The sequence below is a fragment of the Williamsia limnetica genome, assembly GCF_003217475.1.
GTDB classification, from domain to species: domain Bacteria; phylum Actinomycetota; class Actinomycetes; order Mycobacteriales; family Mycobacteriaceae; genus Williamsia; species Williamsia limnetica.
Map to the genome: position 1 here is coordinate 44,333 of NZ_QJSP01000009.1, position 14,951 is coordinate 59,283.

A 14,951-nucleotide genomic window follows, 5' to 3' on the forward strand; every position below is an offset into this window, starting at 1 on the left:
AGACCGATGGCCCCAGCGGCCTCAAAACCAGTTTCGCCTGCCCACTTCGCGGTGGCGGGATTCAAGGAGAAGGACGGATTTTGAAGTTTCGCAAGTTCGTGACCGCCGGCGTCGCCGTGTGCGCCTTTCTGTCCATCGCTGCCTGTTCCGACGACGGTGGTGGTAGCAGCGACCCGACCACAACGACCAGCACCACTACGTCCACCGGGAGTAGCACCGGCAACGGTGGCGATACCGGATTGACCGACCCCAAGAAGCCCCCGACGGCCGCTGCCCTCAACGAGATGCTGGAAAAGGCTCTCGATCCGAACGTCCCGGCGACGGAGAAGACCGAACTCGTCGAGGGTTCGGAGAAGGATCCGGCGCTCTTCGACAAGCTGGTCGCAGGTCGCGAAGCGAACCCTGACCTGACCTACGAGATCGTCGCACCGGTGCGTCCGGCCGGGACGAACCAGGCCAAGGCCAACGTCAAGGTCCAGTTGCCGGACGCTCCGCAGCAGCAGGTCGAAGCTCTCATCGTCTTCGACAACGGCACGTGGAAGCTTTCCTCGACAACTGTGTGCCTGCTCCTGAGCGGTGCCAACGTCCAGAGCCCGATGTGCCCGGCGAGTAGCTAGTCCTTCTCGCACGACATTGCGAAACGGCGTCCCCGCGATCTGATCGCGGGGACGCCGCTTTTCTGTGTCCCGGGCGACCCGTCTGTGTCCCCGGGCGACTCCGTCACGGTCCCGGTGACCACGTCGAGTCGAAGCCGAGCAGCTGACTGAACGGCTTGCCGGCGTCCGCTCCGACCAGCGTCCTTCCGCCGGAGATCGTGGACTGCCCCGAGACCGGGACGCCGCGGGCCAGGTCGACGACCACGGTCCCGGTACCCGTCATCGAATAGCTCTCGATGGTCAGCACACCGCCGTCCGGGAGCCGGAACGTGGAATCGACCGGGGATTCGTCCACGCTGTAGTCGACGGTCAGCACGTCACCTTCGCGCTTGGTGAGGGTCGCCGCGATCGTCTGCCGAACAGTGGCGCCGGCGTTGACCGTACGGACCGCTTCCCAGCGGGCTCCCACGCCGATCGGTTCGGTGGGGAGCGTCACCGATCGCTGGAATGTCGCGAACAACGATTCCTCGACCGCCTGCCGCGCGGTGTCATCGGCGTCTTCGCCCGGCAGGATCCTCAGTGAGATCGGGACCACGCCGGGGCCGATGCTCATGCCCGCGCGCGACCCGTTCTGGGCCTTGAGTGCTTGGTTGAGGGCGGTGTCGGGTGACCCTGCAGCTCCGATGCGGAGATCGATGTCGGTGGCGTCCGAGCAGTTCACCCGAGCGGTCAACGGCAGATCCACAGTGGTCGCCGTCGTGGCCGGGCCCTGGTCGGTGGCGGTCGACGACGACGTGGATGTGGTGACGAGCTGTGCCGACTGGGCGTTTGCGCGATCGAAACCGCTCAGCGGGACGGACCGCGGTTCGACGCCCGGATCGGTGATGGTGACCTTGGCCGGGGGAACCGGGAGCAGTGCCGCGGCGCTCTGCCCGGCCGTGGAGTCCGTGGCGCAACCGGTAGGCGGCGGCGGCGCCGGCTGGTCGTCGTCCGAGCCGCATCCCGCGATTCCGATGGTCAGCAGCGTCACCGCGGCGGCGACCACGGGTGGGGTCAGCAGCCGGGAGATCCGGGGACGATGGGGGATGCGCGTGGTAGCTGGAGAGGACACGAAGCCAGCGTATCGAGCCGATCGTGGATGATGGACAGGTGACGACCGACCCCACCCCACCCGCCGCGGACGATTCCGCCGAACCGACCGGTGTCAGACCACGGCCCAGAATGTGGCTGGTACTGCTGATCGTCGCCGCGGTTGTCCTGACCGCGGACCTCATCACCAAGATCATCGCCGTCGCCTTCATCGAACCCGGCGACCCCGTCGAGATCATCGGTGACACCGTCACCTTCAAACTCGTCCGCAACAGTGGCGCAGCCTTCTCGATGGCCACCGGCTACACCTGGATTTTGACGATCGTGGCGTTGGCCGTGGTCGCGGGCATCATCCGATACAGCAATCGACTCGGATCGGTGTGGTGGGCGCTGGGCCTGGGCTTGGTGCTCGGCGGCGCGTTGGGCAACCTGGTCGACCGCATCTTTCGTGCGCCCGGCCCCCTGCGCGGGCACGTCGTCGATTTCATGTCGGTCGGCTGGTGGCCGGTGTTCAACATCGCCGACTCGGCGGTTGTCTGCGGTGCGGTGCTGCTGGTCGGTCTGACGTTGTTCGGGTTCGAGTTCGACGGCACCCGCACCGGTGAGCACGCAGAACCTGAGTCGAAATCCGATGTACCTGCGGTGCAGGAGTATTCGGATCCGCCGGCGAAGTCATCGGCAGAAGATCGGTCCGAGGCCTCGGACACCGGCAAGCGAGGCGAACTCTGATGCGCGAAGCACGATCCATGCCCATCCCGGAGGGGCTCGAGGGTATGCGGCTGGACGCCGGGGTGGCACGCCTGCTCGGTCTCTCCCGCACGGTGGCGGCGACGCTGGCCGACGACGGGGACATCAGCGTCGACGGTGTCGCGGTGGGGAAGTCGCACAAACTGGTCGGCGGACAGTGGCTCGACGTCCTGTTGCCCGCGCCCGCCCGGGTCCTCACCATCGAGGCCCAGCCGGTCGAGGGCATGGAGATCATCTACTCCGACGATGACATCGTGGTCGTCGACAAACCAGTCGGCGTGGCTGCGCACGCGTCGGTGGGCTGGACGGGGCCGACCGTGATCGGTGGCCTGGCCGCAGCCGGCTTCCGGATCTCCACGTCGGGTTCCCAGGAACGCCAGGGCATCGTCCACCGCCTCGACGTCGGAACGTCCGGTGTGATGGTCGTGGCCGTCTCCGAGCGGGCCTACACCCTGCTCAAGCGGGCATTCAAGCAGCGGACCGTCGACAAGCGGTACCACGCGATCGTGCAGGGTCATCCCGATCCGCCCAGTGGGACCATCGACGCACCGATCGGGCGCAGCCGCGGCAACGACTGGAAGTTCACCGTCTCTGCCACGGGCAAACCGAGTATCACTCATTACGACACGGTCGAGATGTTCCGGTCCGCGAGCCTGCTCGACGTCCACCTCGAGACCGGCCGCACCCACCAGATCAGAGTGCACTTCTCCGCGCTGCATCATCCTTGCTGCGGCGATCTGACCTACGGCGCCGATCCGGTACTCGCCAAGCGGCTTGGACTCGAGCGGCAGTGGCTGCACGCCCGGGCGCTGTCGTTCGCTCATCCGTCCGACGGTCGGTTGGTGGAGTTCACCAGTCCGTACCCCGCCGATCTCCAGCACGCCCTGGACGAATTGCGGGCCGGTTAGCACCGGTGAACTCAGTCGCCCGTAGGGCTCTGGTCGCGGTACTGGCCGCGGGATTGCTCGTCGCGGGCCTCTATGTGGTCGGTCGCCTCAATCCGGTACCCGCTCCAGCGATCACCGGGGACGTACTCGGCCCGGACAACGGTGAGCAGGTGACGGCGTACCTCGACCGTGCCGACGCTTCGTTGGCCGGACCGGGCGGTGAGCGCTGGGCACTGGTGTCGCTGGTCGAGGCGACCACGCCGAACGCCGTCTGGGCGCTGACCCAGAACGTCCCTACATCACTGTCGCAGAGCATCTTCAACGTGCCGATCGACCGCGTACAGACGCCGACCGTGGCCGTTCCCAGCGGTAACACCGAAGCGTCCTTCCTCGCTTCGTCGGCGGTCGCAGCCGAATCGGTGCTCCGACGGTCGACCGGCACCGACCGCGCCCGCGCCGTCGGTGAGGTGGCCTCAGCGAGGCTTCGCGCAGGCTGTGCCTGTGTGGTCGGCGTCGTGGTGCGGGCTCCGCTCGACCGGTTGCGGATATTGGCCGAAGCTTCCCAGGTCCGTGCGGTGCAGGCGCTACCCGCAGATGCCTCTGCCGGGCTCTTTTCGGTGGTTCCGTTGCTGCCGACGATGACCACCGTTGTTGCACCGGCCCCCGACGACGGTCCCATTCCGCCAGCGTAGGACGTTATAGGGTGTCGGAGAAGACACAGACGAAGCGGATGGAACAGGTGGTGCGCCGACCGTCCCGCCGAGTCCGCGGCCGATGGGGGAAATCATGTTGCAGCCGGGATCCTGGATCGCCGGGTACCGGGTGGAGCGTGCGCTCGGAAGCGGCGGTATGGGAGCTGTCTACCTGGCGAAGCACCCCGAACTGCCGCGTAGCGACGCGATCAAGGTGCTCGGGGAGCAGGTCGGCGAGGACGAGCAGTTCCGGAAGCGTTTTCTGCGTGAGGCCGAGGTGGCAGCCGGGCTCGATCACCCGAACATCGTCACCATCTACAACCGCGGGCGCAATGACGGCATGCTGTGGATCTCGATGCAGTACGTCGCGGGCACGGACTGCGCGCAGGAACTGCACCGGATGCAGGAGAAAGCCGGCTCGCAGGTGGGTCTGCCGCCGGAACGGGTGGTTCGGATCGCCTCCGAGATCGCGCGTGGTCTGGACTACGCACATCGCAAGCAGTTGCTGCACCGCGACATCAAGCCCGCCAACATCTTGCTGTCGGAGGTCGACGGAAGCCTGGATCCGAGCCTGGCCGACGAACAGCGCGTGCTGCTCACCGACTTCGGGGTCGCGAAGGCCGCGAACGAGACCGAGTCGCTGACGGTGGTCGGCACAGTGCTGGCGACGCTGTCGTACGCGTCGCCGGAGCAGCTCAAGGGTCAGCAGGTCGATGCCCGGACCGATCAATACTCATTGGCGGCGACAACCTTTCATCTCATTGCCGGCAGGGTGCCGTTCAAAGGGGACAGCACCGCGGATGTGATCACCGGGCATCTGAGCAAACCGGTGCCCAAGTTGTCGGAGTTGGTTCCCGCGGTGCCGCCGGCCGTGGACTCGGTGATCGCCAAGGCGATGGCCAAGGAAGCCGACGATCGGTTCGCGAACTGCAGGCAGTTCACGGACGCCCTGCAATCGGCGTTTCGGCAGAACGCCGGCCAGGCCGCGACGCGCTATGCGACACCTCCGCCGGTCCAGGCGGCTGGCAGGTCGAACACGCCGGTGCCAGGCTCCCGATACGGCCAGAGCCCCCAGCACGGCCGGAGTCCCCAGTACGGTCAGAGCTCCCAATACGGTCCCAGCGCCCAGTACGGTCAGGCCTCCCGTCATGCGCAGGCGCCCTCGCAGCAGTCAGGGCCGCAGCAGAGTTCGGCGCAGCAGAGTTCGGCGCAGCAGCACCCACTGCATCAGAGCGCGCCGCGCCAGGGCCCGCATGGCGGTGTCAATGGCGCCGATGGCAGTGGCAAGGGTTCTCAATCGGGCTCGAACGCCGTGATGATCGCGTTGTTCGTCGGGTTGGTCGTGATCGCGATCGCGATCTTGGTGGCCATCCTCCTCGTCGCGTGATTCTTCCCGGAGGCGGAAGGGGCCGAGTCACATCTGACCCACCCTCACCACTTCGGCACGTCTGGGCCGCGCCTGGCGAACCGCGTCGGTGGCCCCGCCTAGACTGAGAGTTCTTGCGGCGTCGGGGTCAGCTCGGACAGACCGCAGGCGTTCGTGGGTTCGAAATGAGAGGCGACGCGTGTCGGATTCGTTTGTCCATCTGCACAACCACACTGAGTACTCGATGCTCGACGGGGCGGCCAAGGTCAACCCGATGATTGCCGAGGCCAAGCGCCTCGAGATGACCTCGATCGGCATGACCGACCACGGAAACATGTTCGGCGGCAGTGAGTTCTACAACGTCGCCACCAAGATGGGCATCAAGCCGATCATCGGTATCGAGGCGTATATCGCGCCTGAGTCCCGCTTCAACACCAAGCGGGTGCTGTGGGGTAACCGGGATCAAAAGGGTGATGACGTCTCCGGTAGCGGCGCGTACACCCACATGACGATGGTCGCGGAGAACGCGACCGGTCTGAAGAACCTGTTCAAGCTGTCGTCGCTCGCCTCGATCGAGGGGCAGCTCGGCAAATGGTCGCGCATGGACGCGGAGATCATCGCCACCCACGCCGAAGGCATCATCGCAACCACCGGGTGTCCGTCCGGCGAGGTGCAGACGCGCCTGAGGCTCGGCCACGATCAAGAGGCCCTCGAAGCTGCAGCCAAGTGGCAGGACATCTTCGGCAAAGAGAACTTCTTCCTCGAGTTGATGGAACACGGCCTCGAGATCGAGAGCCGGGTGCGTGAGGGACTGCTGGAGATCGGCCGCAAACTCGGTATCCCACCGCTGGTGACCAACGACTGCCACTACGTCACCAAGGGCCATGCCGCGAGTCACGAGGCGTTGCTGTGTGTCCAGACCGGTAAGACGCTGTCCGACCCGACCCGCTTCAAGTTCGACGGTGACGGTTACTACCTCAAGTCGGCCGCCGAGATGCGCGAACTCTGGGACTCCGAGGTCCCGGGTGGTTGCGACAACACCCTGCTCATCGGCGAGCGGGTGCAGAGTTACGCCGAGGTCTTCGAGCACCGTGACCGGATGCCGGTGTTCCCGGTGCCGGAAGGTCAGACGCAGCAGACCTGGCTGCGTAAAGAGGTCGCCGAAGGTCTCAAGAACCGGCGGTTCCCCGGTCGCGAGGTGCCGCAGGAGTATCTCGAACGCGCCAACTACGAACTTGACGTCATCATCCAGATGGGTTTCCCTGCTTACTTCCTCGTGGTCGGAGACCTCATCCGCCACGCGAACGAGGTCGGGATCCGGGTGGGTCCCGGTCGCGGATCGGCCGCCGGGTCACTGGTGGCCTGGGCCCTGGGCATCACCAACATCGACCCCATTCCGTATGGACTGCTCTTCGAGCGATTCCTCAACCCGGAACGTGTGTCGATGCCCGACATCGACATCGACTTCGATGATCGGCGCCGTGGTGACATGGTGCGGTACGCGACCGAACGCTGGGGCAGCGACAAGGTCGCCCAGGTCATCACGTTCGGCACCATCAAGACCAAGGCCGCCATCAAGGACTCGGCTCGTGTCCAGTTCGGTCAGCCCGGTTACGCGATCGCCGACCGGATCGCGAAGGCGCTGCCGCCGCCGATCATGGCCAAGGACATCACGATCGCCGGCATCACCGACAGCTCACACGAGCGGTACAAAGAGGCCAGCGAGGTCCGGCAGCTGATCGAGACCGATCCGGACGTCAAGAAGATCTACGACACCGCGCTGGGTCTGGAAGGCCTGATCCGCAACGCGGGTGTGCACGCCTGTGCCGTGATCATGTCGTCCGAACCGCTGACCGAGGCCATCCCCGTCTGGAAGCGTGCGCAGGACGGCGCCATCATCACCGGTTGGGATTACCCGTCCTGTGAGGCCATCGGGCTGCTGAAGATGGACTTCCTGGGGCTTCGGAACCTCACGGTCATCGGCGATGCGATCGACAACCTCAAGCTCAACCGCGACATGGATCTCGACCTGGATTCCCTGCCGCTGGACGATCCGAAGACCTATGAGTTGCTGGCGAGGGGCGACACGCTGGGTGTCTTCCAGCTCGACGGCGGCCCGATGCGCGAGCTCCTCAAGCGTATGCAGCCCACCGGCTTCGGCGACATCGTCGCCGTGCTCGCGCTGTACCGCCCGGGCCCGATGGGCATGAACGCGCACAACGACTATGCCGACCGCAAGAACAACCGGCAGCCCGTGTCGCCGATCCATCCCGAACTCGAGGAACCACTCAAGGAGATCCTCGCCGACACCTACGGTCTGATCGTCTACCAAGAGCAGATCATGCAGATCGCCCAGAAGGTCGCCGGGTACTCGCTCGGTCAGGCCGACCTGCTGCGTCGCGCCATGGGTAAGAAGAAGTTGTCCGAACTGGAGAAGGCGTACGCCGGCTTCCGCCAGGGCATGTTGGACAACGGATTCTCCGAGGCCGCCATCAAGGCGCTGTGGGACACCATCCTCCCGTTCGCCGGATACGCCTTCAACAAATCGCACGCGGCCGGCTACGGGCTGGTGTCGTTCTGGACGGCGTACCTCAAGGCGAACTATCCGGCCGAGTACATGGCCGGCCTGCTCACATCTGTGGCCGACGACAAGGACAAGGCCGCGATCTATCTGGCCGACTGTCGTCGGCTGGGCATCACGGTGCTACCGCCCGACGTCAACGAGTCGCAGCAGAACTTCGCGGCCGTCGGTGGCGACATCCGCTTCGGTCTGGCCGCGGTGCGCAACGTCGGTACCGGTGTGGTCGCATCGATTCTCGCGGCGCGCGAGGAGAAGTCGAACTTCACGAGCTTCTCGGACTACCTGGGGAAGATCAGTGTGACGGCCTGCAACAAGAAGGTCACCGAATCGTTGATCAAGGCCGGGGCGTTCGATTCACTCGGTCACGCCCGCAAGGGGTTGTTCCTGGTGCATGCCGACGCGGTCGACGCCGTGCTCGGTACCAAGAAAGCCGAGGCGGTCGGTCAATTCGACCTGTTCGGTGATGCCGGTGGCGGGGAAGGTGTCACCGACGACGCCTTCGCGGTCAAGGTGCCCGAAGAAGAGTGGGACACCAAACACAAACTCGCGCTGGAACGGGAGATGCTGGGTCTCTACGTCTCCGGGCACCCGCTCAACGGCGTCGAGCATGTCATCTCTGCGCAGACCGACACCTCGATCAGCTCCCTGCTCGAGGGCAACGTCAAGGACGGCGCCCAGATCGTCATCGGTGGGATCATCTCGGCGGTCACCAGGCGGGTGAACAAAAAGGGCGAATCCTATGCCGTGGTCCAGATCGAGGACATGGTCGGTGGTGTGGAGGTGTACTTCTTCCCGCGCGCCTACCAGGCCTACGGCATGGACATCGCCTCCGATGCCGTCGTCCTTGTCAAGGCGCGGGTGAATCTGCGTGACGACAGCATGATGATCTCGGCCAACGACCTGGCGGTCCCAGATCTCTCGCACGTGGGTGTCGACAAGCCGCTCTCGCTGATCATGCCGACCAGGTTGTGCACCGCGGATCGGGTCAGTGCGCTCAAGCAGGTGCTCGTGCGTCATCCGGGGACGGCGGACGTGCATGTGCGGCTGGTCAGCGGCAACAAACAGACCACACTCAAACTCGATGATCAGTTGCGCGTGAACCCGACATCGGCGCTGATGGGAGACCTGAAAGCGCTGCTCGGTCCGGCCTGCATGGCCAGTTGACCGGCGTGCGACCTGGAATAGTGGACGAATATGTGTGGTTGACGGGAAACGACGCTGTGCGTGCTCGGCGGGACGTCGGGTGCGTGTGAGAACAACATGGAGGTTGAGCGATGCCACTTGAGGGCGAGTACGAGCCGAGCACCAGCGATTGGGCGCGGGAGCAGGCCGAAAAGTACGAGAAGTCGGGTGGCACCGAGGGCACCGAGCTCAACGGAATGCCGGTCGTGGTCCTCACCACCGTCGGCAACAAGTCGGGCAAGCTCCGCAAGTCCCCGCTGATGCGCGTCGAGCATGACGGCAACTACGCGGTGGTCGCCTCGCTGGGTGGTGCCCCGAAGAACCCGGTCTGGTACTACAACGTGGTGGCGCACCCACACGTCGAACTGCAGGACGGCCCGACTGTTCAGGACATGGTCGCCCGCGAGATCACCGGCGACGAGAAGGCGGTGTGGTGGGAGCGGGCAGTCGCTGCGTTCCCGCCTTACGCCGACTATCAGGAGAAGACCGACCGGGAGATCCCGGTGTTCGTCCTCGAACCCGCGAAGTAGTTTCTGTTTGGATAGGTGAGACGAAGCCGGAGGCGGAGCTCGACCATCGTCTGAGACGATTGGTGGCGTGACCATAGGACAGCCTGTCGACTCGACCACGACACCACCCGCCCGCATCGCCTTGGATGCCGCCGCTATCGATGCTGCGGCCGAGCGGATCGGTGGTGTGGTGGCGCTGTCTCCGCTGCAGATTTCGGAGCGGCTGTCGGCCGCCACCGGCGCGCAGGTGTACCTCAAGCGTGAGGACCTGCAGTCGGTGCGTTCGTACAAGATCCGCGGCGCTTACAACGTGATGTCGATGCTGACCGACGCCGAGCGTGCGGCCGGGGTGGTGGCGGCGAGCGCAGGCAACCATGCGCAGGGCGTCGCATACGCCGCACGTACCATGCAGATCCGCAGCCGGATCTACGTGCCGACCAGTACCCCCAAGCAGAAGCGTGATCGAATCCGTTGGCACGGTGGTGATTTCGTCGAGCTGATCTCGGTGGGCGACACCTACGACGCTGCAGCCGCGGCCGCGCAGGCCGACGTCCTCGAGACCGGCGCCACCTGGATTCACGCGTTCGACGACACTCGTACCGCCGCAGGTCAGGGAACGATGTCGAAGGAGATCGTCGAGCAGCTCGGAAGGATGCCGGATCTGGTCGTCGTCCCCGTCGGGGGCGGTGGCGCCATCGCCGGAATGACCACTTATCTGCGCTCGCTGAGCGATCAGGTCCGCATCGTCGGTGTCGAACCAACGGGTGCAGTATCGCTGTCGGCCGCTTTGGTCGACGGGGGACCGGTCACGCTCAGCGGTATCGATCCGTTCGTCGATGGTGCGGCAGTCAAACGGATCGGGGGACTCGGGCATCGGGTGATGTCGGAGGCGGGCGCCACAGTGGCCCATCATCCGGATCTGCCGCAGTCGGGCACCGTGCATCGCGGTCACGAGAAGCTGCCTGCCGGGGCCGTGCACATCACGCACGTCGATGAGGGTGCGATCTGTTCGGCGATGCTCGAGCTGTACCAAAACGAGGGCATCATCTCTGAGCCGGCCGGTGCACTTGCCGTCACGGCCCTCGAGGACCTGCCCATCGAGCCGGGGTGGACGGTTGTCTGCCTGTTGTCAGGTGGGAACAACGATGTTTCCCGCTACGGCGAGGTCATCGAGCGGTCGCTCGTCCACCGTGGCCTCAAACACTATTTCTTGGTGGACTTCCCGCAGGAACCCGGCGCGTTGCGGGGGTTCCTCAATGAGGTACTCGGTCCCGACGACGACATCACGCTGTTCGAGTACGTCAAACGCAACAACCGCGAAACCGGCGCCGCACTGGTGGGTGTCGAACTCGGCGCTCCCGGCGGACTCAGTCCGCTCCTGGATCGGATGAACAGTTCGCGGTTGATCTGCGAGCGGCTCGAGCCGGGATCGCCGGCGTATCGCTATCTGACCTGACCGGGTCACACACGCTCCACAAATACGAAGACGCGCCACATATATGTGGCGCGTCTTCGTATTAGTGGAGCGTTTGGGTCAGGTGCGGCGGAGCACCACCGCGTTGTGTCCGCTGAGGATGCCGTCGTCCGAGGGTGGCTCCCACGCCACCAACACCTCACCGGAAAAGGGAGTTGCCACGGAGGTCTCGGTCAGGGTCACGATCGTGGTGAGTGCACCGCGGTGCATCGCAAACCAGGTGTTGTCGGCGTCGAAATCGATCGCCACAGAGGCGAAGTCGTCGTCGGACAACTCCGGTACCTCTTTCCGGAGGGTGATCAGTGCGCGGTAGAAATCGAGAACCCTAGCGTGGCCTGCCTCCTCGATCTCAGCCCACCGGAGTTTCGAGCGCTCGAATGTCTCGGGGTCCTGAGGATCGGGGATTTCCGCTGCATCCCACCCATGTTCGGCGAACTCGGCTTTGCGACCGTTGGCGGTGGCCTCGCCCAACTCGGGCTCGGGGTGTGAGGTGAAGAACTGAAACGGTGACGTCGCAGCCCATTCCTCACCCATGAACAGCATCGGTGTGAAGGGAGAGGTCAGCACCAGTGCCGCCTTGGCCGCCAACTGTCCCGGGGTGAGGTACGCGCTGGGGCGGTCACCGACCGCGCGGTTACCGATCTGATCGTGATTGCACGTGTAGACGACGAGGGACGTGGTCGTGACATGTTGTGGATCAATCGGACGACCGTGCCGCCTGCGCCGGAACGACGAATACGTCAGTGCGTGAAAGAACCCTTCACGCAACACTTTCGACAGACACTCCAGGCTGCCGAAGTCTGCGTAGTAACCCTGCCGTTCCCCGGAGATGGTGGTGTGGATGGCATGGTGGCCGTCGTCGCTCCACTGGGCGGCAAGGCCGTATCCACCCTCCGACCGCGCGGTGATCAACTTCGGATCGTTGAGATCACTCTCCGCGATCAACGACAGCGGCCTACCGACACGGCGGGAGAGTTCGTCGGTGCGGATCTGCAATTCCTCGAGCAGATGGAGTGCGGTCCTGTCGACGAGCGCGTGTACCGCGTCGAGCCGCAGGCCGTCGACATGGAACACCTCCAGCCAGCGGAGCGCGGATCCCAGAATGTACTTGCGGACCTCGTCGGAGTCGGCCTCGTCGAGGTTCACCGACTGTCCCCACGACGTGGCACCCGTGGTCAGGTACGGCCCGAACTCCGGAAGGTAGTTGCCGGAGGGTCCGAGATGGTTGTAGACGGCGTCGATGATGACTCCGAGACCTCGCAAGTGACATGCGTTGACGAACCGCGCCAGTGCGTCGGGTCCGCCGTACGTCTCCTGGACCGCGTACCAGCCGACGCCGTCGTACCCCCAGTTGTGGGTGCCGTTGAAAGCGTTCACCGGCATCAATTCGACGAAATCGACGCCCAGTCCGACGAGATGATCGAGGCGGTCGATGGCGCCGTCGAGTGTGCCGGCGGGTGTGAAGGTGCCGACGTGCAGTTCGTAGATGATCGCGCCCGCGATGGGTTTTCCCGTCCAGGCGGAGTCGGACCAGATCTCGGGATCGATGTCGTGCACCTGGGACAGTCCGTGCACCCCGTCTGGTTGTCGCGGAGACCGGGGGTCAGGCCGCGGATCCGCCGAGTCATCGATGAGGTAGCCGTACCTGGCGCCCGCAGCGACGGAAATCGACGATTCCCACCAGCCCCCGCCCGTCGGATGCATCTCGTGGATGTCGTCGTCGATCACTACTCGCATTTGTTGGGCCGCGGGGGCCCATACCGGAAGAAAGGTCATCTCTTCAACGGTAGTTGGTACCACTGCTGCATGCCGAGCAGAGTGTGCGGCCGGGTGTTGCTGGGCCGTCGTCAAAAGCGATAAGTTAACCGGGAATCGCGGAGATGTCAGGAAACGGGCGGGCCATGAGCTAATGTGACAACGCCTGATTCAGATGTAGGTGAACACCGTCTCCGCTGTACAGCGCGTAACTTTCGTTATGGTGACGAGTTCTTCGGTTAAATAACGCGTTAGTCGGATGTACCGATTAGCTATGTGACACTATGAGCGAACTCATACGCACCGGGTGTGTATGACGGGGACAACGAAGGCAGGGTGTGAGTACAGCAACCGTGGCGGCAGGTGCAGGGGGCACTTCCCGGAAGCGTGGTGGATTCGGTCCGTTACGTCGGTGGTTCCGCGAGCATGTGATCGCGTCGTTCGAGACATTCGGCCGGCAGATGACGCTTTTCCTCGAAGTGTTCAAGGTGCTGTTCGTCGACATCGCCAAACGGCGCTTCCCCTTCGGCGAGTTCATCCGGCAGTGCGCTTTCATGGCCAACACCTCCGTGATGCCGACGCTGCTGGTGGCCATTCCCGTGGGGGTCATCGTGTCGATCCAGGTCGGCAACATCGCCAATCAGATCGGCGCGACCTCGTTCTCGGGGGCCGCTACCGGGCTCGGCGTGATCAGGCAGGGTGCGCCACTGGTCACGTCGCTACTCCTTGCGGGGGCCGTCGGCTCGGCGATCGCCGCAGATCTCGGATCACGCACCATCCGCGACGAGATCGATGCGATGAAGGTCATGGGCGTCAATCCGGTCCAGCGGCTGATCTCTCCACGGCTCCTCGCCACCATGGTGGTCAGCTTCCTGCTGTGCGGGTTCGTGTGCTTCATCGGTTTCGTCACCGGTTACGTGTTCAACGTGTACTTCCAAGGAGGTACGCCGGGTAGTTACACCGGCACCTTCGCGTCGTTTGCGTCACCGGCCGACCTGGCCTTCGCCATCACGAAAGCCGTCATCTTCGGCGCCATCGTGGCGGTGGTCGCCTGCGACCGAGGGCTGTCGACCAAAGGTGGCCCCTCGGGCGTGGCCAACTCGGTCAATGCCGCGGTGGTGAACTCTGTGATCCTGCTGTTCACCGTGAACGTGATCCTGACCCAGATCTTTGCCGTGGTCGTCCCGACGAGGGTGGTCTAGATGGTCGCGTCCAAGTACACGCCGCCGGTACTGCGGCCTCTGGCGTGGAGCAAGAAGCTCTATGAATCGCCGAGGAACTTGCTGGTCCTCATGGGGCATCAGCTCACATTCCTGGTGCGTTCGGTGGGCGCGGTGCCCATCGCCTTCAAGCACTACAGCAAAGAGATCTGGCGACTCCTGTCCGACGTGACGTGGGGCAACGGCGCAATCGTGGTCGGCGGCGGCACCATCGGCGTCATCATCCTGCTCGGGGTGATGGGCGGCGCCACAGTCGGTATCGAGGGCTACACCGCTTTGAACCTGCTCGGTATGTCCCCGGTGACCGGCGCGATCTCGGCCTTTGCGACAACTCGCGAACTGGGCCCCCTGCTGGCGGCGGTCGCGTTCACGGCGCAGTCGGGATGTCGTTTCACGGCACAGCTCGGTTCGATGCGGATCAGCGAGGAGATCGACGCCCTCGAGTCCATCGCGATCCGGCCGATGCCATATCTCGTCACAACCCGCATGATTGCCGCGGTCATCTCGATCATCCCGCTCTACACCGTCTCGCTGGCCGCCAACTACCTTGCGTGCCAGTTCATGTTCCAAATCCAGAGCGGTCAGGGGCGGGGCGCGTATCTGTCGTACTTCTACCAGTTCATCTTGTCGCGGGACATGGTGTATTCGGTGATCAAAGTGGTGGTGTTCGTACTCCTCACCACCTTCATCCAGTGCTACTACGGCTTTTTCGCCTCGGGTGGGCCCGAAGGCGTCGGGGTCGCGGCCGGTCACGCGATCCGGTTGGCGATCATCGTTCTGGTCTTCGCGAATCTGTTGCTGACGCTTGTGTTCTGGGGTCTGTCGCCCGGAGTGAGGATTTCGGGGTGAACGC

12 protein-coding genes are annotated in these 14,951 nt (G+C 64.5%); 10 read left to right on the top strand and 2 right to left on the bottom strand.

Annotated elements, in window-relative coordinates:
• Nucleotides 1-80 precede the first annotated feature (80 nt).
• The gene (locus tag DFR67_RS15810; RefSeq protein ID WP_170135231.1) at nucleotides 81-617 is read left to right on the top strand and encodes a WKL family lipoprotein; all 537 of its coding nucleotides are present in this window, start codon (nucleotides 81-83) and stop codon (nucleotides 615-617) included.
• A 103-nt stretch (nucleotides 618-720) separates the two neighbouring features.
• Here the strand turns inward: DFR67_RS15810 and DFR67_RS15815 are convergent, their stop codons facing one another.
• On the bottom strand, nucleotides 721-1,707 hold the full coding sequence (locus DFR67_RS15815) for a hypothetical protein (RefSeq protein ID WP_245937982.1): 987 nt from the start codon (nucleotides 1,705-1,707) through the stop codon (nucleotides 721-723).
• Nucleotides 1,708-1,745: 38 nt separating this feature from the next.
• Between DFR67_RS15815 and lspA the strand changes: the two genes are divergently transcribed.
• The 7 genes from lspA (at nucleotide 1,746) to ilvA (ending at nucleotide 11,105) form a co-directional block, all read left to right on the top strand.
• Nucleotides 1,746-2,414, top strand: a complete 669-nt coding sequence (gene lspA, locus DFR67_RS15820) for a signal peptidase II (protein ID WP_245937983.1) — start codon at nucleotides 1,746-1,748, stop codon at nucleotides 2,412-2,414.
• On the top strand, nucleotides 2,414-3,340 hold the full coding sequence (locus tag DFR67_RS15825; protein WP_110470476.1) for an RluA family pseudouridine synthase: 927 nt from the start codon (nucleotides 2,414-2,416) through the stop codon (nucleotides 3,338-3,340). Before lspA ends, DFR67_RS15825 begins: the two co-directional genes overlap by 1 nt.
• Before the next feature lie 5 nt (nucleotides 3,341-3,345).
• Complete coding sequence (locus DFR67_RS15830) at nucleotides 3,346-4,011, top strand: hypothetical protein (RefSeq protein ID WP_245937984.1); 666 nt, start codon at nucleotides 3,346-3,348, stop codon at nucleotides 4,009-4,011.
• 94 nt (nucleotides 4,012-4,105) lie between these two features.
• Entirely contained in the window at nucleotides 4,106-5,398 is a 1,293-nt protein-coding gene (locus tag DFR67_RS15835; RefSeq protein WP_110470669.1) for a serine/threonine-protein kinase, read from the top strand.
• Between the two features lie 178 nt (nucleotides 5,399-5,576).
• Nucleotides 5,577-9,122, top strand: coding sequence for a DNA polymerase III subunit alpha (gene dnaE / locus DFR67_RS15840; protein ID WP_110470477.1), 3,546 nt, complete (start codon nucleotides 5,577-5,579; stop codon nucleotides 9,120-9,122).
• Nucleotides 9,123-9,232: 110 nt separating this feature from the next.
• Nucleotides 9,233-9,670: a nitroreductase family deazaflavin-dependent oxidoreductase gene (locus tag DFR67_RS15845; RefSeq protein ID WP_110470478.1), complete on the top strand. Its 438-nt coding sequence runs from the start codon at nucleotides 9,233-9,235 to the stop codon at nucleotides 9,668-9,670.
• A gap of 73 nt (nucleotides 9,671-9,743) precedes the next feature.
• Nucleotides 9,744-11,105 (top strand): threonine ammonia-lyase IlvA, encoded by a 1,362-nt coding sequence (ilvA, locus tag DFR67_RS15850; protein ID WP_110470670.1) that lies wholly within the window; start codon nucleotides 9,744-9,746, stop codon nucleotides 11,103-11,105.
• Nucleotides 11,106-11,183: 78 nt separating this feature from the next.
• On the opposite strand, the gene treZ is transcribed toward ilvA, so the two are convergent.
• Nucleotides 11,184-12,899 (bottom strand): malto-oligosyltrehalose trehalohydrolase, encoded by a 1,716-nt coding sequence (treZ, locus tag DFR67_RS15855; protein ID WP_110470479.1) that lies wholly within the window; start codon nucleotides 12,897-12,899, stop codon nucleotides 11,184-11,186.
• A 317-nt stretch (nucleotides 12,900-13,216) separates the two neighbouring features.
• On the opposite strand from treZ, the gene DFR67_RS15860 reads away from it, so the two are divergent.
• Both DFR67_RS15860 and DFR67_RS15865 read left to right on the top strand, forming a co-directional pair.
• Nucleotides 13,217-14,080: an MlaE family ABC transporter permease gene (locus DFR67_RS15860; protein ID WP_425451289.1), complete on the top strand. Its 864-nt coding sequence runs from the start codon at nucleotides 13,217-13,219 to the stop codon at nucleotides 14,078-14,080.
• Entirely contained in the window at nucleotides 14,081-14,947 is an 867-nt protein-coding gene (locus DFR67_RS15865) for an ABC transporter permease (RefSeq protein ID WP_110470481.1), read from the top strand. It abuts the gene before it with no gap.
• The last annotated feature ends 4 nt before the right edge of the window (nucleotides 14,948-14,951 follow it).

What these genes read in the sequence shown, in the direction of transcription:
- DFR67_RS15825 (WP_110470476.1), top strand. Translation starts at nt 2,414, where the DNA reads ATGCGCGAAGCACGATCCATGCCCATCCCGGAGGGGCTCGAGGGTATG.
- DFR67_RS15835 (WP_110470669.1), top strand. Translation starts at nt 4,106, where the DNA reads ATGTTGCAGCCGGGATCCTGGATCGCCGGGTACCGGGTGGAGCGTGCG.
- DFR67_RS15845 (WP_110470478.1), top strand. Translation starts at nt 9,233, where the DNA reads ATGCCACTTGAGGGCGAGTACGAGCCGAGCACCAGCGATTGGGCGCGG.
- treZ (WP_110470479.1), bottom strand. Translation starts at nt 12,899, where the DNA reads ATGACCTTTCTTCCGGTATGGGCCCCCGCGGCCCAACAAATGCGAGTA.
- DFR67_RS15865 (WP_110470481.1), top strand. Translation starts at nt 14,081, where the DNA reads ATGGTCGCGTCCAAGTACACGCCGCCGGTACTGCGGCCTCTGGCGTGG.